This is a genomic window from Enterococcus sp. DIV1083b (assembly GCF_051713705.1).
GTDB classification, from domain to species: domain Bacteria; phylum Bacillota; class Bacilli; order Lactobacillales; family Enterococcaceae; genus Enterococcus_D; species Enterococcus_D casseliflavus.
In genome coordinates this window covers 2,210,852-2,231,142 of the sequence record NZ_JBIOQJ010000001.1, presented here as the reverse complement: position 1 = coordinate 2,231,142, position 20,291 = coordinate 2,210,852, and the positions used below count along the sequence as shown (strand labels likewise).

General features: G+C 42.6%; 15 protein-coding genes. 14 read left to right on the top strand and 1 reads right to left on the bottom strand.

From position 1 onward, the window contains the following. Positions 1 to 16: 16 nt before the first annotated feature. The 10 genes from dprA (at position 17) to IGI69_RS10225 (ending at position 11,367) form a co-directional block, all read left to right on the top strand. Positions 17 to 895: a DNA-processing protein DprA gene (dprA, locus tag IGI69_RS10270; protein WP_438740734.1), complete on the top strand. Its 879-nt coding sequence runs from the start codon at positions 17 to 19 to the stop codon at positions 893 to 895. A gap of 142 nt (positions 896 to 1,037) precedes the next feature. Then, positions 1,038 to 3,116: a type I DNA topoisomerase gene (gene topA, locus IGI69_RS10265; RefSeq protein WP_438740732.1), complete on the top strand. Its 2,079-nt coding sequence runs from the start codon at positions 1,038 to 1,040 to the stop codon at positions 3,114 to 3,116. Positions 3,117 to 3,267: 151 nt separating this feature from the next. Further along, a complete protein-coding gene (gene trmFO / locus IGI69_RS10260; protein ID WP_016613226.1) occupies positions 3,268 to 4,569 on the top strand; it encodes an FADH(2)-oxidizing methylenetetrahydrofolate--tRNA-(uracil(54)-C(5))-methyltransferase TrmFO in 1,302 nt (433 codons plus the stop codon). Positions 4,570 to 4,688: 119 nt separating this feature from the next. Further along, entirely contained in the window at positions 4,689 to 5,114 is a 426-nt protein-coding gene (locus IGI69_RS10255; protein ID WP_142968269.1) for a hypothetical protein, read from the top strand. Between the two features lie 13 nt (positions 5,115 to 5,127). After that, complete coding sequence (locus IGI69_RS10250; RefSeq protein ID WP_010749391.1) at positions 5,128 to 6,564, top strand: flotillin family protein; 1,437 nt, start codon at positions 5,128 to 5,130, stop codon at positions 6,562 to 6,564. 195 nt (positions 6,565 to 6,759) lie between these two features. Then, positions 6,760 to 7,698 carry a tyrosine recombinase XerC gene (gene xerC / locus IGI69_RS10245; protein ID WP_081091721.1) on the top strand — a complete coding sequence of 313 codons (939 nt, stop codon included), beginning with the start codon at positions 6,760 to 6,762 and terminating at the stop codon, positions 7,696 to 7,698. Between the two features lie 22 nt (positions 7,699 to 7,720). Continuing rightward, positions 7,721 to 8,263, top strand: coding sequence for an ATP-dependent protease subunit HslV (hslV, locus tag IGI69_RS10240; RefSeq protein WP_005229630.1), 543 nt, complete (start codon positions 7,721 to 7,723; stop codon positions 8,261 to 8,263). A gap of 14 nt (positions 8,264 to 8,277) precedes the next feature. Then, the gene (hslU, locus tag IGI69_RS10235) at positions 8,278 to 9,675 is read left to right on the top strand and encodes an ATP-dependent protease ATPase subunit HslU (RefSeq protein ID WP_010749393.1); all 1,398 of its coding nucleotides are present in this window, start codon (positions 8,278 to 8,280) and stop codon (positions 9,673 to 9,675) included. 13 nt (positions 9,676 to 9,688) lie between these two features. Then, positions 9,689 to 10,480 (top strand): GTP-sensing pleiotropic transcriptional regulator CodY, encoded by a 792-nt coding sequence (gene codY, locus IGI69_RS10230; protein ID WP_010749394.1) that lies wholly within the window; start codon positions 9,689 to 9,691, stop codon positions 10,478 to 10,480. A gap of 11 nt (positions 10,481 to 10,491) precedes the next feature. Next, a complete protein-coding gene (locus IGI69_RS10225) occupies positions 10,492 to 11,367 on the top strand; it encodes an aldose 1-epimerase family protein (RefSeq protein WP_438740729.1) in 876 nt (291 codons plus the stop codon). Positions 11,368 to 11,419: 52 nt separating this feature from the next. Here the strand turns inward: IGI69_RS10225 and plsY are convergent, their stop codons facing one another. After that, positions 11,420 to 12,058 carry a glycerol-3-phosphate 1-O-acyltransferase PlsY gene (gene plsY, locus IGI69_RS10220; RefSeq protein ID WP_008379676.1) on the bottom strand — a complete coding sequence of 213 codons (639 nt, stop codon included), beginning with the start codon at positions 12,056 to 12,058 and terminating at the stop codon, positions 11,420 to 11,422. A 284-nt stretch (positions 12,059 to 12,342) separates the two neighbouring features. On the opposite strand from plsY, the gene parE reads away from it, so the two are divergent. The 4 genes from parE to pflA all read left to right on the top strand — a co-directional run bounded on the left by parE (position 12,343) and on the right by pflA (position 20,202). Beyond that, positions 12,343 to 14,370 (top strand): DNA topoisomerase IV subunit B, encoded by a 2,028-nt coding sequence (gene parE / locus IGI69_RS10215; protein ID WP_438740727.1) that lies wholly within the window; start codon positions 12,343 to 12,345, stop codon positions 14,368 to 14,370. Between the two features lie 11 nt (positions 14,371 to 14,381). After that, positions 14,382 to 16,844, top strand: coding sequence for a DNA topoisomerase IV subunit A (gene parC / locus IGI69_RS10210; RefSeq protein WP_438740725.1), 2,463 nt, complete (start codon positions 14,382 to 14,384; stop codon positions 16,842 to 16,844). A 269-nt stretch (positions 16,845 to 17,113) separates the two neighbouring features. Continuing rightward, positions 17,114 to 19,342: a formate C-acetyltransferase gene (gene pflB / locus IGI69_RS10205; protein WP_010749399.1), complete on the top strand. Its 2,229-nt coding sequence runs from the start codon at positions 17,114 to 17,116 to the stop codon at positions 19,340 to 19,342. 104 nt (positions 19,343 to 19,446) lie between these two features. Next, on the top strand, positions 19,447 to 20,202 hold the full coding sequence (gene pflA, locus IGI69_RS10200; RefSeq protein WP_010749400.1) for a pyruvate formate-lyase-activating protein: 756 nt from the start codon (positions 19,447 to 19,449) through the stop codon (positions 20,200 to 20,202). Positions 20,203 to 20,291: the final 89 nt, after the last annotated feature.

Here is a 20,291-nt window from a genome sequence, read left to right as displayed (position 1 = left end):
AAAGAGGGCTTTGTTTATGAAGTATCAACAAGCAACAGATTTTGAAAAACAGTTGATAAAACTGTACTACTGTCAGGGAATTGGTCTGCAAGGTTGTTGGAAGATCATTTGGCATTGGTTGGAAACAAAAGAGATGAATTGTTCGCTGGAAGAGATGATTGCCATCGGGGTCCTTCCACAGCACCGTGCGATTTTTCGGCGATCATGGGAGCGATTGACGGACGAACACATCGCACAAAAGATGGGCGCACAAAACTACCTCACTTTCTTCTCGGCGGAGTATCCGATGCTTTTACGACAAATCGCGGACCCGCCATTGATGCTTTTTTATGAAGGGAATCTGCAATTGCTACAAACGACCATGATTGGCTTTGTTGGTGCAAGAACGGCGTCCTTATACGCACGAAAAGTTTGCGAAAAGCTGATTCCACCTCTAGTGACGGAAAATTATACCATCGTTAGCGGATTGGCCAATGGTGTCGACAGCTTTGCCCATGAATCAGCCATCAGAAATCGTGGACAAACCATTGCTGTGATTGCTTCTGGGATGGACCATTGTTATCCGTCATCTTCCTACCGTTTGTTCCAGCAGATCCGTCAAGAACATCTGGTGCTAAGCGAATATCCGCACGATACCAAACCGCAAAGATACCACTTTCCGCTGCGCAATCGCATTATTGCGGGGATCTCAAAAGGGGTCTGCGTAATTGAAGCCAAGGAAAGAAGCGGTTCTTTGATTACGGCACAGTTAGCGATGGAAAACGGACGAGAAGTTTTTGCAGTACCTGGTGAAATGATTTCGGATCAGTCAAAAGGTTGTCACCGCTTGATTCAAGATGGTGCAAAATGTACGATTAGTGTGTCGGATATTTTACAAGAGTTAGCCTTTTTTTAATTTTTCCAATCAACCTTCCTTGACAAACCTTTTCTTGAAAGCTATGATAAGCTACGATTTGTATGTTTCATCTGCATACGATAGGTTCACTGATTGATAGAATATAATAGTAGGAAAAATTCAGGAAGGAGCCATTCTTTATATGGCATATAAATATTTAGTAATCGTGGAATCGCCAGCAAAGGCGAAGACCATTGAAAAATACCTTGGACGAAATTACAAAGTCGTCGCAAGTGTCGGTCATATTCGTGATCTCCCTAAAAGTAAAATGGGGATCGATGTCGAAAATGACTATGAACCGCATTACATTTCGATCCGCGGAAAAGGTGACGTGATCAAAAGTCTCCGTTCCGCTGCGAAAAAAGCTGAAAAAGTTTACCTCGCAAGTGACCCGGATAGAGAAGGAGAAGCCATTGCTTGGCATTTAGCTTTTCTACTTGGACTAGATTTAAAAGATAAGAATCGGGTCGTCTTTAATGAAATCACCAAAGATGCGGTCAAAGCAGCCTTCAAAGAGCCAAGAACGATCGATGTGGATCTCGTCGATGCCCAACAAGCACGGCGGATCTTAGACCGATTAGTCGGGTATTCATTGAGTCCGATCCTTTGGCGCAAAGTCAAAAAAGGATTAAGTGCTGGCCGTGTTCAATCGGTGGCGCTTAAGATCATTATTGATCGTGAAAAAGAGATCCGTGATTTTGTTCCTGAAGAATATTGGAGCATTGATGGAAACTTTAAAAAAGCCACGAAGAAATTCAAAGCCAATTTTTGGGGCTTAGATGGCAAAAAGAAAAAATTACCGAATGCTGAAAGTATTAAAGAAGTCACCGATCGCCTTTCTGGTAAAGACTTTCAAGTGACAAAGGTTGAAAAGAAAGAACGCAAACGGAATCCAGCTGCACCATTTACCACCAGTAGTTTGCAACAAGAAGCAGCCCGTAAACTGAACTTTCGAACGCGGAAAACCATGATGGTTGCACAGCAGCTCTATGAAGGGATCGCCCTTGGCAAACAAGGCACCGTCGGTTTGATCACCTATATGCGTACCGACTCGACGCGAATCGCGGACACAGCCAAAGGCGAAGCAGCAGAATTTATCGAAAACACCTATGGTTCAGAGTTCTCCGCTCACGGTGGCAAAAAACGCGCCAATGCACAAGGGGCACAAGATGCCCATGAAGCGGTAAGACCAACCAGTGTGATGCGTACGCCAGAAGACATGGAGAAATTCTTAGACAAAGACCAACTAAAATTGTATCGCTTGATCTGGTCTCGCTTTGTGGCTAGTCAAATGACGCCTGCTATTTTGGATACGATGAAAGTTACTTTGGATCAAAATGGTGTCATCTTTATTGCCAATGGTTCAAAGATCAAATTCAAAGGATTTATGCAGGTCTATGTGGAAGGTCGCGATGATGGCAAAGAAGACAAAGAGAACATCTTGCCAGAGTTAGTCGAAGGAGATGTCGTTCAATCCGTATCGATCGAACCGAAACAGCATTTCACCCAACCACCTGCTCGTTACAGCGAAGCAACGTTGATCAAAACCCTTGAGGAAAACGGTGTGGGTCGTCCTTCAACCTATGCACCGACGTTAGAAACCATTCAGCGGCGTTATTATGTGAAATTGACGCAAAAACGTTTTGAGCCAACTGAACTTGGTGAGATCGTCAATTCGTTGATCGAGGAATTCTTCCCGCAAATTGTTGATATGCATTTTACTGCTGAAATGGAAAATAGCTTGGATAGCATTGAAGCTGGGAAAGAAGAATGGGTCAAAGTTGTCGATCAGTTTTATCGCCCATTTGAAAAAGAATTGACAACTGCAGAAGAAAGTATCGAAAAAATTCAAATCAAAGATGAACCTGCAGGCTTTGATTGCGATCTTTGTGGTCATCCGATGGTGATCAAATTAGGCCGCTACGGAAAGTTTTATGCTTGCAGTAATTTCCCAGATTGCCGCAACACAAAACCAATCGTGAAAGAAATCGGCGTTGAGTGCCCTGTCTGTCATCAAGGGCAAGTCGTTGAACGCAAATCGAAGAAAAACCGGTTGTTTTATGGTTGTACCCGCTACCCTGAATGTGACTTTACTTCTTGGGACAAACCAGTGGGTCGTAATTGTCCGAAGTGTGATAATTATTTAGTCGAAAAGAAAGTCAAAGGCGGGAAACAAGTCGTTTGTATCAAAGGCGACTATGAAGAAAATGTGCAAAAATAACTAGCAGGATATCCTGTTAAAAAAGAATCGGCGTATTCTCTTGAACGGTCAGCCTCATCGTTGGCTGACAAAAGAAAGCGCCGGTCCTTTTGATTAATACAAGCTGTTTCTTATGAAAAGAGACGAGCTTTTGAAATAAAAGGAGAGCACTATGAAAGAAATCAATGTTATTGGTGCCGGTTTAGCCGGAAGCGAAGCTGCTTGGCAAGCAGCGCAAGCAGGTGTCGCAGTAAAGCTTTATGAAATGCGTCCTAAGAAATCGACAGAAGCCCATCACACAAATAATTTTGCTGAACTTGTTTGTACGAATTCACTTCGGGGCAACAATTTAACGAATGCGGTCGGTGTTTTGAAAGAAGAAATGCGCCGCTTAGATTCAGTCATTATTACCTCTGCAGACAAAACAGCTGTTCCAGCAGGGGGTGCTTTAGCTGTGGATCGTGATGATTTCTCAGAGTTAGTAACCAAACGTGTAAAAGAACATCCTTTAGTCACTGTCATCGAAGAGGAGATCACTGAAATTCCAGAAGGGATTACCGTGATTGCAACTGGACCTTTGACTTCTGAACCTTTATCAAAAGCGATCCAAGCTTTTAACGGATCAGAAGGATTTTATTTCTATGACGCAGCAGCACCGATCGTCGATAAATCCACCATCAATATGGATAAAGTTTATTTGAAATCACGCTACGACAAAGGCGAAGCAGCCTATCTGAACTGTCCAATGAACGAAGAGGAGTTTTATGCGTTTCGTGAAGCTTTAGTCAATGCGGAAGTGGCCCCTTTGAAAGAATTCGAAAAAGAAAAATTCTTTGAAGGATGTATGCCAATCGAAGTTATGGCTGGCCGTGGACCGAAAACTATGTTGTTTGGTCCGATGAAACCCGTTGGTTTGGAAGATCCGAAAACCGGCAAGCGTCCTTATGCAGTGATTCAGCTGCGGCAAGACAATGCAGCTGCTTCTCTGTACAACATCGTTGGTTTTCAAACACATTTGAAATGGGGCGAGCAAAAGCGGGTATTCCGGATGATCCCTGGTTTGGAAGAGGCAGAATTTGTGCGCTACGGCGTGATGCATCGGAATAGTTTTATGAATTCACCAGAGTTGTTACAACAAACGTACCAATCGAAAAAACGTGAAGACCTCTTTTTTGCTGGTCAGATGACAGGCGTTGAAGGGTATGTTGAAAGTGCAGCCAGTGGATTGATGGCCGGGATCAACGCTGCCAAACTTGCAAAAGGGGAAGCGCCGATCATTATGCCACAAGAGACGACAATTGGCAGTATGGCGTATTATATCACTCATGCAGAAGGCAAACACTTCCAACCGATGAATGCCAACTTTGGTTTGCTGCCAGAACTTCCAGAACGAATCAGAGATAAAAAATCTCGTTATGAAGCATTGGCAAACCGGGCATTAGCTGCCTTAGAAGAAGCCAAAGAACAACTATAAGAGCGATGAGTCATCACCTTCTTACTAATAAATGGTAAGAAAGTTTTTTTTTAATTTGTCTTGAAACTTTAATCAAGGTGACTTATGATAGACAGTAACAATGACAGAAGGTGGTGAAGATGGTGATCGGAGAATGGATTCATTTGATTCAAAACTATTTACAGCGTTTTCCTACAGTGATCCAATTTTTAGGTTGGCTGATCCTCTTAGTCGGGGTCATTTTCGTTGTCTTTGTTGCATTTAGTTTGCTGTTGGGGCCCTTTATGTGGCTCTACAATCGCATCACAGACAAAAACCGCAGCAATGTCATTAGCCGCAATGAGTTTGTGATCGGCGAACTGACGGAAAAGATTGTCGGAGATACAATCGGCGAAGTCATGGAAATAGGGAGTCAAGGTGCACGTTCTGTTTATCCTGCTCGTTTTTTTCGAGAAGAAGATCGTAAGAACAATGTTCGATTGCCAGTCGGCACCAAAGTCATCATTGTCGATTTTGATAAAAAAGGGATCGCGTTGGTGGTTGAAAGTAAAAATTTTATAGAATAGGAAGTGTTAGGTTATGGTGGATACAGGATCAGCAGTTGATTTTTTAAGTAATCCGATTTTATGGGGCGTTGTCCTCGTAGTTTTATTGATCGCCTTTTTGATGATACGCTACCGAATCGGAAAACCCGATGAAGCGTTGATCGTCACGGGGTCGTTTTTAGGAAAAGAAGGCATCAAGATTTTAAAAAACAGTGGGACGTTTGTGATTCCTATTGTTCAAAAGGCACATAAATTAAGTTTACTGACCCACAAGTTAGAGATTGGGACACCAGAAGTTTATACAGAACAAGGCGTACCGATCAAAGCCAGTGCCACGGTGTTAGTGAAAGTCGGCAACAGTACCGAGTCGATCAAGACAGCCGCTGAACAATATTTGGGTAAATCCACTGGTGAACTGGAAGATGAAGCGCAAGAAGTCTTAGAAGGTCACTTACGGGCGATTCTAGGTACGATGACGGTGGAAGCCATCTACAAAAACCGCGATGATTTTGCGGAACAAGTACAAGAAGTTGCCTCTACGGATTTGAAAAAAATGGGGCTGGAGATCGTTTCATTCACGATCAAAGACGTTAGCGACAGCAATGGGTACCTCGATGCTTTAGGGCGTCCCCAGATTGCTGAAGTGAAGAAGAATGCTGAAGTAGCAGAATCCAATGCCTTAAGAGAAACGCGGATCAAGCAAGCCGAGAATGAACAGTTGGCACAGCATGAAGAGATCCGTCGCCAAACAGAAATCGCAGAAGCGACAAAAGATATGGCATTGAAACAAGCGCAGTACAAACAAGAACGTGAAGTTGCGGATGCGAAAGCAGAGCAAATCGCGGTCGGTGAGCAAATGAAAGTACAATTGATCGAGCAAGAAAAAAATATTGAGATTCAAGAGAAACAAGCGGAATTGACAGAAAAAGAATTGAATGCAACTGTCCGTAAAAAAGCCGAAGCAGATAAATATGTCGTTGAACAAAACGCATTAGCAGACAAAGCCCGTGAAATCGCCCGAGCACAAGCCGAAGCGGAAAAAGTCAAATTGGCTGCACAAGCGGAAGCGGAACGAATTGAAAAATTAGGTAGTGCCGATGCGGAACGAATCGCAAAAGTTGGTCAAGCCGAAGCGGAAAGCCGAGAAAAAATGGCGATTGCTTTGACCAAACTGAACGAAGCTGGTATTTTGATGGAGTTCATCAAAGTGCTGCCTGAAATTGCGAAAGAAGTCAATGCGCCCCTTAGCAATATCGATAAAGTGGTCAGCTTTGGCGGCAACGATGGGCTTCAATCAATGGGGGAAGCTGGTTTAGCGCGAACCTTTGATACGATCAAAGAAACCACCGGATTAGACTTAGTGGCGTTGATCAATGACACGATGTCCACAAAACAAGGAAACAAAGAGCTAGTTCAAGCTGTTTCAAAAAGCAATGGTTCGCCTCAGCCAACAACTGGTCCAATCGAATAAAAGCAAATAAGTGGAAACGTATCAGTCCCTCTCTATTTTGAGAAAGGGATTGGTACGTTTTTATGGCTCTTTTGAGTGATCTTTCTGAAGAATGATAAGAATCTTACGAAGATTCTTAGAAAGTTTTCACAATTATGTCTAAACTTTGAAATATTGATTAAATTCTGACAATTCATTTGTTTTTTTTTGTGGTCTATGCTAAAGTTATTTCGAATCATGAAAAGGGGGGTTACTTTGCAAACGGATCAATTACAAGAAGAGTTTTTTCGTTATCTTATTGTTGAAAGAGGGTATTCGGAAAAGACAAAAAAAGCGTATCAAGAAGATATGAGCGATTTTTTTCACTTCTTGAAAGAGTCTGGCAATGAAGACCCGTTAGCGGTGGAGTATCGTGATGTTCGTGTCTATTTGAGCTATTTGACGGAACGAGGGTATAGCCGTAATTCCATCAGTCGGAAAATGGCTAGCTTGCGTTCATTCTACCAATTTCTAACCAAGCATGAGATCGTCAAAGAGAATCCCTTCGCCTACATTCATTTAAAAAAGAAAAACGCTAAATTGCCGCGTTTTTTTTATGAAAAGGAAATGGATGCTCTTTTTCAAAGTGTCGCTGGTGATGAGCCATTACAACAGCGCAATCAAGCATTGTTAGAAGTCCTTTACGGTTCAGGTCTGCGGGTCAGCGAGTGTAGCAGTCTGACGCTGGGCGCGATCGATTGGGAAAGCGGCGTTTTGCTGATCCACGGAAAAGGCAACAAAGATCGCTATGTTCCTTTCGGCAGTTACGCACAAGCGGCAGTCAAGCGCTATCTTACCTCAGGACGCAAGCAGCTGATGGCAAAGCAGAACAAGGAACACGAGGTTCTCTTCGTGAATCATCTTGGTGATGGGATCACTGCAACTGGGATCGAGTATGTATTGAATCAAATCATCCGAAAAAGCAGTTTAGACAGTAAAATCCATCCTCATATGCTGCGGCATACGTTTGCGACCCATCTATTAAACAACGGCGCCGATATGCGGACCGTTCAAGAATTGTTGGGGCATGCCAATCTATCGACGACACAGATTTATGCGCATGTCACCAAAGACAGTTTACAAAAAAATTATCGCCAATTTCATCCACGTGCGTAAAATTGGTACAGGAGGAACGTAAATGAAGTCAGAATTTCATTCAACCACCATCTGTGCGGTTGAAAAAGATGGCAAGTTTGCCATGGCCGGTGACGGACAAGTAACGATGGGAGAACAGGTCGTTATGAAAGGAACCGCTCGGAAAGTCCGTCGAATATACAACGGTGAAGTGATCGTTGGCTTTGCCGGTAGTGTGGCAGATGCCTTTACCTTGGAAGAAAAATTTGAAGGTAAACTAAATGAATACAACGGAAACTTGCAACGAGCTGCAGTAGAGTTGGCACAAGAATGGCGGACGCAGCAATCGATGCAAAAATTAGAGGCGATGCTGATCGTCATGAATGACAAGGAGATGCTCTTAGTCTCTGGGACAGGTGAGGTCATTTCGCCAGATGAAGGGATTTTAGCTATCGGTTCAGGTGGAAACTATGCCTTGGCGGCAGCCCGTGCGATGAAACGTTATGGCGGTGAACTATCTGCCAAAGAAATCGCTGAAGGTGCCTTGAATATCGCAGCAGACATTTGTGTCTTTACGAATCACAATATCATTGTAGAAGAGTTTTAAAGAGGGATGACGATATGACAAACCAAAACAAATCACCACGAGAGATCGTGAAAGAATTAGATGAATACATCGTTGGACAAACCAATGCCAAAAAATCAGTGGCGGTTGCTTTAAGAAATCGTTACCGCCGTCTGCAATTAGATGAAAAAATGCAGCAAGATGTCACACCAAAAAATATTTTGATGATTGGACCAACGGGCGTTGGGAAAACGGAAATTGCGCGACGCTTAGCAAAGATCGTTGATGCACCTTTTGTTAAGCTAGAAGCAACGAAATTCACGGAAGTCGGCTATGTCGGTCGAGACGTAGAATCGATGGTACGTGACCTCGTTGAGAATGCGATCCAAATCGTGAAAAAAGAACAATATAAAAACGTGCGGATCCAAGCAGAGAAAAAAGCCAACCGTCGTTTAGTAAAAGTCTTAGTCCCTGGTATTAAAAAGGAACAGAAAAAGAATACCAATCCTTATGAACAAATGATGAATATGTTCAACGCCGCACAACAACCAGAAGAGCCAAAAGAAGAATTGACGGATGAGATTCGCAGCAACCGTCAAGCCATTTTTGAGCAATTAGAAAAGGGCCTTTTAGACAACCGAGAAGTGACGATCCAAGTCGATGAGCCGAAAAATCAAGCACCAATGATGAACAATGGCTTAGAACAAATGGGTATTGATTTAAATGAAACATTGGGTGCATTGAAACCGCAAAAGAAAATTGAACGCACAGTAACCGTGAAAGAAGCGCGGGAATTGTTGATTCAAGAAGAATCCTCCAAACTGGTCAACGACGCGGATATTCATAGCGAAGCATTACGCTTAGCGGAATCTAGCGGCATCATTTTTCTTGATGAAATCGACAAAGTATCTTCGAAATCGCAGCAATCAGGAGAAGTTTCTCGTGAAGGGGTGCAAAGAGATATCTTGCCGATCGTTGAAGGCTCACAAGTCAATACGAAATATGGCACGTTACAAACCGACCATATTCTCTTTATCGCTTCAGGCGCATTCCATCTATCAAAACCAAGCGATTTGATCCCTGAGTTGCAAGGACGTTTCCCGATCCGCGTGGAACTGGATGACTTGACGAAGGAAGACTTTGTTAAGATTTTAACGGAACCAAACAATGCCTTAGTCAAGCAATACGTTGCCTTGTTAGGAACCGAGAATGTCAAAGTAGTCTTTACGATGGAAGCCATCGAAAAAATTGCCGAAATCGCATATCAAGTGAATCGCGATACCGACAATATCGGTGCCCGTCGTTTGCATACGATTCTAGAGAAACTACTTGAAGATCTATTGTTTGAAGCATCTGAGATGCAAATGGGGGAAATCACGATCACAGAAGCGTATGTGGAAGAAAAACTTGCGTCAATCGCAAAAGATGAAGACTTAAGCCGGTATATTTTATAAAGGGAGCGGACCAATGAAAACATTATTAGAAAAGACAAGACAAATCAACGAATTATTGCAACAAAAAAACACCTTTAATTTAGCTTCTGATTTGCCTTACGACAAAATGGCTGTCATTTTAGGAAACATCCTAGACAGCAATGCGTATATTATTAGCGTCGATGGTAGCGTGTTAGGTTTTGTTGAGAACCATGATGTCAATAATGAGCGCATCAAAAAAATGTTTGTCGAAAAACAGTTTCCTAAAAATTATACAGATTTAGTCGATCATCTGACTTCCACAGAAGCCAATGTGCCGATCAGTGACGATATGACCGCTTTTCCTGTGGAAGGCCGTGAGTTGTATCCTAACGGACTAACAACCATCGTACCGATTTACGGTGCAGGAGAACGCTTAGGGACGATCATTCTTTCCAGAATTGATAAGTCCTTTGATGATGATGATTTGGTATTAGCAGAATACAGTGCGACAGTTGTTGGTATGCAATTCTTGTACCAAAAATCCCGAAGTATCGAAGAAGATGTTCGCAGTACCACAGCTGTTCAAATGGCGATCAACACGCTTTCTTATAGTGAGCTAAAAGCTGTTCAAGCAATTTTTGAGGCATTAGAAGGAGACGAAGGTCGTTTGACCGCATCAAGTATCGCTGACCGTATCGGTATCACCCGTTCGGTGATCGTGAACGCTTTGCGTAAATTAGAGTCTGCCGGTATTATTGAATCCCGCTCTTTGGGGATGAAAGGCACCTACTTAAAAGTGCTTAACAGCCGCTTTAAAGAGGAATTGACGAAACATCAATATTAGGAGATGAGACCATGACAGTTACCATCACGGCCGGTCATCTGCAAGCAAAGATTGCAGAAAAAGGGGCTGAGCTGCAAAGCTTAGTCGATACGAGCAATGACCTTGAATATATTTGGCAAGCTGATCCAAACCACTGGGGAAAGCATGCACCGATCTTATTTCCGATCGTGGGTGCGTTAAAAGAGGACACCTATCAACATGAGGGCAAGAGTTATCATTTGCCTCGTCATGGATTTGCCAGAGACATGTTATTTACTGTCGTTGAACAACGCACAGATTACGCTTTGTTTTTACTAGAAAGTTCGACTGAAACCAAAGCAAAGTATCCGTTTGATTTTCAGCTGTATGTCAGTTATGAATTAGGCGGTGATGGTTTAGTCGTCAAATACCAAGTGAAGAATAGCGGTCAAAAAGAACTATTCTTCTCCATTGGTGGACACCCTGCATTCAACGTCCCACTTGAAAAAGGGCTGACTTTTGAAGACTATTATCTTTCTTTTTCTCCAAAGAAATCACGAGTGAAATTGCCATTAAAAGGCAATTATATTGATTATGAACAACGCACACTCGGTCAAACGAATACGGATTTGCGCTTGACCCACGATATGTTTGCAAATGATGCACTGGTTTATGAAACGAAAGGATTACATTCCTACTCGATTCGCAGTGAGAAATCGCCTCATAGTGTTACGTTAAGCTACAATAATATGCCGTATGTCGGTTTTTGGTCCACGTATCCCGTAAAATCGCCGTTTCTATGTATAGAACCATGGTGCGGTATCGCAGATACACTGGAAGCTTCCGGTGAGCTTTCAGAAAAATTGGGTATTCAAGCACTTTCGCCTGAGGAGTTATTTGAAACAAAGTACTCGATCACAGTCAAATAAAAGCAGGCAAAAAGAAGCTGAGAAAAGTCATTGCACTTTTCTCAGCTTCTGCTTATTTGTTCGCTTGACGCTTATTCAGACCAAACGGTACCCGACTTTCAGTCCCGTCTTTAATACGTGAAATATTTTCGCGATGGCGAATAAAGATAAAAATCGTTACGCCGATCGCGATGAAGGTCAGCAACCAGTTTTGCTCAGGCAATATCGCAGGGGCGATAAAAGGCAAAACGACCGTCGATAAGGTGATCAAACACGCCGCGATCATACTGGTCAGGCTTACCATACTTGTCACATAAAGACAGATAACAAAAATCAATGAAGAATAAATGAAAAAGAGCGGATTGTATCCTAAGAGCATCCCAGCACTTGTCGCCACCGCTTTGCCGCCTTTAAACTTGGCAAAGATCGGAAAGGTATGACCTAAGATCGCGCAGACCCCAAACCAGAGCGGATTGACGGTATGGAGACCAAAGAGGACAGGCAAACTGGTTGCCAAAGTTCCTTTTAAGATATCCATCAATAAAACAACGATCCCGGCTTTCTTTCCTAAAACGCGAAATGTATTGGTCGTTCCCGTATTGCCGCTGCCGAATTGGCGAATATCTTTTTTGAAAAACAATTGGCCAATCCAAACACCCGAGGGGATCGAACCTAAAAGGTAAGCAACAATAAATAAAAGAATCGTATTCATAATAACCAACTTTCTTTGCAAGGCTAGGGCAATTTTAGCATGAAAACGCCTTTCCAACAATAAGAAAATCTTTCGCTAGTCAGGGAAAGAAGAAAAACAGCTTTCCTCGGAGCTGTGAAACACAAACAAGCCATTTTGTGACTCTAGCTTGTGCAAACAAAGGAAAAAGGATAAGATAGTTTAGAAAAATGTTCGCTTGAAAAAAGCGTATTTTGTGTTAAGATTTTTTTTGCAGTCCTTTCAGCAGTAAAAAAGGACTGATCAAGATTAAAGGAGCGGTGGGTTTGGCAAAGAAAACCACAGAATATAATGATGCTTCCATTCAGGTCTTAGAGGGCCTAGAAGCAGTAAGAAAACGGCCAGGAATGTATATCGGCTCGACCGATAGCCGCGGCTTACATCACTTAGTGTATGAAATCGTCGATAATGCGGTTGATGAGGCACTCTCTGGATACGGCAATGAATTCGATGTTACGATCCACAAAGACAATAGTATCAGTGTTCGAGACAATGGGCGAGGAATGCCGGTCGGGACACATGCATCGGGAATCCCTACTGTTGAAGTGATCTTCACAGTGCTACATGCCGGCGGGAAGTTTGGCCAAGGAGGCTACAAAACTTCTGGCGGCCTTCATGGGGTTGGTGCCAGTGTTGTAAATGCTCTATCCAGCTGGCTGGAAGTAGTCATCGTTCGTGATGGCATCGAATACAAACAGAGCTTCAAAGACGGTGGGAAACCAGCTGGTACTTTGAAAAAAATCGGCAAAACTCGTAAACCAACTGGAACCACAGTCACCTTTAAACCTGACGACACGATCTTTTCAACAACCAAATTCTCCTATGAAATTCTCGCAGAACGTTTAAGAGAATCGGCTTTCTTGCTAAAAGGGGTCAAAATCTCCCTGACGGATGAACGTGGGGAAGAACCAATTCATGAAGTTTTTTTATATGAAGAAGGCATCAAAGAATTCGTTGATTATTTAAATGAAGAAAAAGATACCTTGACCCAGGTGGTTTATTTTTCTGGCACGAAAGAAGCCATCGAAGTAGAGCTTGCCTTTCAATACAATGATGGGTATTCAGAAAATGTCTTGTCCTTTGTCAACAATGTACGTACCAAAGATGGTGGTACCCATGAAGTTGGGATGAAAACATCAATGACGAAAGCTTTCAATGAATATGCCCGCAAGGTCAATTTGTTGAAGGAAAAAGATAAGAACCTTGAAGGTAGTGATTTTCGTGAAGGCTTAGCGGCCGTGCTGTCGATCCGTGTTCCAGAAAATCTTTTGCAATTTGAAGGACAGACCAAAGGGAAATTAGGAACACCCTTAGCAAGAAATGCTGTAGACAATGTGATTGGCGAGCAACTAGGCTATTACCTGCAAGAAAACAGTGAAATGAGTCAAATGCTGGTTCGTAAAGCGATCAAAGCAAGAGAGGCCCGTGAAGCTGCCAGAAAGGCGAGAGAAGAAAGCCGCACAGGAAAGAAACGCAAAAAAGGTGAGTCACTGCTTTCTGGAAAATTAACGCCTGCTCAGTCTCGTAATCCTAAGAAAAATGAATTGTATTTGGTGGAGGGGGACTCAGCCGGCGGGTCAGCGAAGCAAGGCCGTGACCGCAAGTTCCAAGCGATTTTACCGTTACGAGGCAAAGTTATCAATACAGAAAAAGCCAAGATGCAGGATATTTTGAAAAATGAAGAGATCAATACCATGATCTATACTATCGGTGCCGGTGTTGGCCCAGAGTTTTCGATTGAAGACTGCAATTATGACAAAGTCATTATCATGACCGATGCGGATACCGATGGGGCGCACATCCAAGTGCTGCTTTTAACGTTTTTCTACCGGTATATGAAACCTTTGATCGAAGCGGGAAAAGTATACATTGCTTTGCCACCTTTGTATAAAGTGTCTAAAGGGTTAGGGAAAAAGGCAGTAGTCGAATATGCTTGGACGGATGATGAACTAAGCAAACTGACCCAAAAAATCGGTAAAGGCTATATGCTTCAGCGCTACAAAGGGTTGGGGGAAATGAATGCCGATCAATTGTGGGAAACGACGATGGACCCAGAAACGCGGACGCTGATTCGGGTACGGATCGATGATGCGGCTCAAGCAGAACGTCGCGTCACCACTTTGATGGGGGACAAGGTAGAACCTCGTCGGAAGTGGATCGAAAACCATGTTCAATTCAGTTTAGAAGAAGATGGCAGTATTTTGGATAAAAAAGAAGATACGGTACCGGAATTAGTTGATGAAAAGTTAATGGATACCGAACAAGCAGAAAGCAAACAGTTAGTTAAGGAATAGGAGGTGGTCTCTTGGAACACAGAAGCAATATACAAGAATTGACATTGGAAGAAGTGATGGGAGATCGCTTCGGTCGATATTCCAAATACATTATTCAAGAACGGGCATTGCCAGATATTCGTGATGGGTTAAAACCGGTTCAGCGGCGCATCTTGTTTGCCATGAACCAAGACGGCAATACGTATGACAAAGGCTTCCGCAAATCAGCGAAATCAGTCGGGAATATCATGGGGAACTTTCATCCCCATGGTGACTCGAGTATCTATGAAGCAATGGTCCGCATGAGTCAAGACTGGAAGCTACGTCAGATTTTGATTGAAATGCACGGGAACAACGGGAGTATGGATGGTGATCCGCCGGCTGCCATGCGTTATACCGAAGCACGACTTTCAGAATTAAGCGGTGAGCTATTAAAAGATATTGAAAAAAACACCGTCGAATTGGTTTGGAACTTTGATGATACCGAAAAAGAACCAACTGTCTTACCAGCAAAATACCCGAATCTGTTAGTCAATGGGTCAACGGGGATCTCAGCTGGCTATGCAACAGAGATACCTACCCACAATTTAGGGGAAATCATCGATGGAACGATCTATTTGATCGACCATCCGCAAGCTTCTTTGGATCAGCTGATGAAGTACATTCCTGGCCCTGATTTTCCAACAGGGGGCATTTTACAAGGGAAAGAAGAAATCAAAAAAGCTTATGAAACAGGCAAAGGCAAAGTGATCCTGCGTTCGAAAACCAAGATCGAAGACATCAAAGGCGGCAAACAGCAAATCGTCATCAATGAGATCCCATATGAGGTCAATAAAGCCAACTTAGTTAAAAAAATGGATGAGATCCGTTTGAATAAACGCATTGATGGGATTGCTGAAGTACGGGATGAAACAGACCGTACTGGACTACAGATCGTTGTCGAGCTGAAAAAAGAAGCGAATGCGCAAGGGATTTTAAATTATTTATTTAAGAATACCGAATTGCAGATCAACTACAACTTCAACATGGTGGCAATCGACAATATGCGTCCTCAGCAAGTCGGATTAAAGCGGATTTTAGAAAGCTACATCAAACATCGCCGTGAAGTGATCGAAAAACGCAGTCGTTTTGAGCTGCAAAAAGCGCAAAAAAGACAGCATATCGTTGATGGGCTGATAAAAGCTTTGTCGATCCTTGATGAGGTGATCGCTACCATTCGCGGTAGTAAAGACAAAAAAGATGCCAAAAATAATCTGGTGGTTCAACATGGCTTTACCGAAGAGCAAGCAGAAGCCATTGTGAACTTACAGTTGTACCGCTTGACCAATACGGACATCACACAATTGCAAGCAGAAGCAAAAGAACTTTCAGAAACGATTGCTGAGTTGACAACGATTTTGAATGAAGAAAATGAGTTGCTGAAAGTGATCAAGAAAGAACTGCGGGAAATCAAGAAAAAATATACGACGCCGCGGTTGACTGAGATCGAAGCAGAAATTCAAGAAATCAAGATCGAAACACAAGTCTTGGTCGCCCAAGAAGAAGTCGTCGTGACGGTCACAAGAGACGGCTATGTCAAACGCAGCAGCTTGCGTTCTTACGGTGCTTCAAAACCAGAAGAAATCGGGATGAAAGAAGGCGACTCTTTACTTTACAGTAGCCAAATGAACACGTTGGATCATCTGTTGTTGGTTACCAATAAAGGGAACACGATCTATCGACCGGTCCATGAATTACCTGATTTAAAATGGAAAGATTTAGGGGAACATATTTCGCAAACAGTCATGACACTGACGCAAGATGAAATGATTATTGGGGTCTTTGCCTACAAAGAGATCGATCCATTGAAAAATTTCGTGCTGATCAGTAAAAACGGCATGATCAAACAGACACGAATGACGGAATTTGAACCTTGGCGCACTTATAAAACACGGCCAATGACGATCATGAAACTGAAAGACGAATCCGATGAATTGATCAACGTCTTTTTGACGGATCAAACGGAAGAAATGGATGTATTCTTAGTCAGTCATCTTGCCTTTGGCTTGCGCTACCCGCTTAATGAAGTGCCTGTTGTGGGACCAAAAGCAGCTGGGGTCAAAGCGATGAATCTTAAAGCGGATGATTATCTTATCAATGGGTTGCTCGTTTATTCAGAAGGCGATACACCAATCGTTTTAATCACCCAACGTGGCGCAGCAAAACGAATGTTGGCTCAAGAAATCAACCAATTAGGTCGGGCGAAGCGCGGATTGATGGTCTTGCGGGAATTGAAGAAAAATCCTCATCGCGTCGTCTATATGGGCAGTGGGGAAAATCAGCAACTGCTAGTGACTAATCAAAAAGGACAATCCTTTGAAGTGATCACCAATCAAATCCCGATCAATGATCGGACCTCCAACGGCTCATTTATCATGGATGAGAAAACAGGGGGACAAATCTACGAAGTGAAAACTCAAATCAGTCCTGCAATCGCAGAGGATTCTGTATTATAAATTATAACAAAGCAACCGTTCTGTACCAGTACAGAATGGTTGTTTTTTGTCTCATAATTAATCTTTCACATTCGCAAAAAAGGTACTTTAATAAAAGGTTCACATTTGATAAATACCTATAAATCAACGTTTTTAGTAAATAATATCTTGAAAAAGAATAAATTGTTAAAAATAATTCTTGAAAATGCTTGCAATCATTAGGGTGTGTGTTATACTGTTCACGTAAAGCTGTTACATTAGTGAACAGAAAATTTAAGGAGGTCCATCAAATGGAACAATGGAATGGATTTAAAGGAAAAACTTGGAAAGAAGAAGTAAACGTACGCGACTTCATCCAAGAAAACTACACACCTTATGACGGAACAGATGAATTCCTAGCAGATGCTACTGAAGCAACGACGAAGCTATGGGATCAAGTCATGGAACTGAACAAGCAAGAGCGTGAAGCTGGCGGCGTATTGGATATGGATACAAAAGTCGTTTCAACGATCACTTCTCATGGACCTGGCTACTTAGACAAAGACTTAGAAACAGTTGTTGGTTTCCAAACGGAAAAACCATTTAAACGCAGCTTGCAACCATTTGGTGGCATCCGCATGTCAGAACAAGCAGCAGAATCTTATGGCTATGAAATTGATGCGGAAGTTTCTCACATTTTCCGTGACTACCGTAAAACACATAACCAAGGAGTTTTTGATGCTTATACACCTGAAATCAGAGCAGCGCGCCGTTCTGGTGTAATCACAGGTCTTCCTGATGCTTACGGCCGTGGCCGAATCATTGGTGACTACCGTCGTGTGGCATTATACGGTGTGGACTTCTTGATCAAAGAAAAACAACAAGACCTATTGTATTGCGGAAACGGAACGATGTCCGAAGACATTATCCGCCAACGTGAAGAATTAAGTGAACAAATTCGTGCGTTAAGCGAATTGAAAGAATTAGGAAACATTTACGGATTTGATATTTCTAAACCAGCTCAAACGGCGAAAGAAGCATTCCAATGGTTATATCTTGGTTACTTAGCAGCTATCAAAGAGCAAAATGGTGCGGCAATGTCATTGGGACGTACTTCAACTTTCCTTGATATTTATGTTGAACGCGATTTGAAAAATGGCGTGATCACTGAAGAAGAAGCACAAGAAATCGTTGACCATTTCGTCATGAAACTACGTCTTGTGAAGTTTGCTCGGACGCCTGATTACAACGCATTGTTCTCTGGGGACCCAACTTGGGTAACTGAATCAATCGCTGGTATGGGTGAAGACGGACGTCACATGGTAACGAAAAACAGCTTCCGTTTCTTACACACTCTAGCAAACTTAGGTCCAGCACCAGAACCAAACTTGACTGTTTTATGGTCAACACGTTTGCCTCATAACTTCAAAACATTCTGTGCGAAAATGTCGATCCAAACATCAGCGATCCAATATGAAAACGATGATGTGATGCGTGGACATTGGGGCGATGACTACGGAATCGCTTGTTGTGTATCCGCAATGCGCATCGGGAAACAAATGCAATTCTTTGGTGCTCGTGCCAACTTAGCGAAAACATTGTTGTATGCAATCAACGGTGGGGTCGATGAAAAATCAAAAGCACAAGTTGGACCAAAATTCCAACCAATTACTTCTGAATACTTGGATTACAATGAAGTAATGGAAAAATATGACACAATGATGGACTGGATTTGTGATCTGTATGTGAACACATTGAACATCATTCATTACATGCACGACAAATATTCTTATGAACGCATTGAAATGGCGCTACAAGATACAGACATTCTACGTACGATGGCTACTGGTATCGCTGGTTTCTCTGTTGCAGTTGATTCATTATCAGCAATCAAATATGCGAAAGTTCGTACGATCCGTGATGAAAACGGCATTGTTGAAGATTACGAAATCGAAGGCGATTATCCTAAATACGGAAACAATGATGACCGCGTAGATGATATCGCAGTCAACTTGTTGAAAGCCTTCATGAAAAAAGTAAAACGCACGAAAACATACCGTGATTCAAAACACACAACGTCGATCCTTACTATCACTTCTAACGTGGTTTATGGTAAGAAAACAGGAAACACGCCTGATGGCCGTCGTGCAGGTGCACCATTTGCTCCAGGTGCAAACCCAATGCATGGTCGCGATACGCATGGTGCTTTGGCAAGTCTTTCATCAGTTGCGAAATTACCATATGATTACTCTTTAGATGGTATTTCAAACACCTTCTCAATCGTACCTAAAGCATTAGGACGTGACGACGAAACACAACAAGAAAACCTAGCAACAATGCTAGATGGCTATGCAGCAAAAGGTGGTCACCACTTAAATATCAACGTATTTAACCGTGACACATTGCTTGATGCGCAAGCTCACCCAGAAAAATACCCACAATTAACGATTCGGGTATCTGGCTATGCAGTAAACTTCATTAAATTAACAAAAGAACAACAAGATGACGTGATTGCTCGTACAATGCACGAAGCAATGTAATAAGCAACAACTTCAGGCGGCGGACGGGAAAATCCGCCGCCTCTTGTTTTGAAAGTATCAGACGGAGCGTGGTCATCCGTCGTTTCGAAGAAAGGAAGAGCATTATGGCAGTAACAGGACAAGTACATTCAACAGAAAGTTTTGGATCAGTAGATGGACCAGGTATCCGTTTTATTGTATTCATGCAAGGATGCCGCATGCGTTGCCAGTTTTGTCATAATCCAGATACATGGAAGATTGGCACCGGTGTCGAACGAACGACTGATGATGTCTTAGAAGAGGCATTGAAATATCGCGAATTCTGGGGACAAAAAGGTGGGATCACCGTCAGTGGTGGGGAACCATTGCTTCAGATGGACTTTCTGATCGATCTGTTTCGTAAAGCCAAAGCAGAAGGTGTCAGCACGACATTAGATACTTGTGGAAAACCATTTACACGGGAAGAACCATTTTTTAGCAAGTTTCAAGAGCTGATGACCGTTACTGACTTGTTATTGTTTGATATCAAGCACATCGATAACAAAGCCCATAAAGAGTTGACTACCCAATCGAACGATAATATTTTGGATATGGCGAATTATCTTTCAGAGATCAATCAGCCTGTCTGGATTCGTCACGTGCTGGTTCCTTTTAGAAGCGACTATGATGAATTTTTGATCCGTTTGGATGAGTTTATCAAAACACTGAAGAATGTCGATAAAGTAGAGATCTTGCCTTATCACACGATGGGGAAATACAAGTGGGATGAGCTTGGTTTGAAATATCCCCTTGAAGGGATCGAACCACCAACAGAAGATCGGGTGAAAAATGCCAAGCGTTTGCTTCATGTAGACGACTATAAAGGTTACTTAACCCGTTGATCAAAACAGGAAAGAAGAGATTGCTATTGCTTCTTTCCTGTTTTTTTACTATGATTAGAAAGTGAATATCAATTGAAATAGGAGCGATG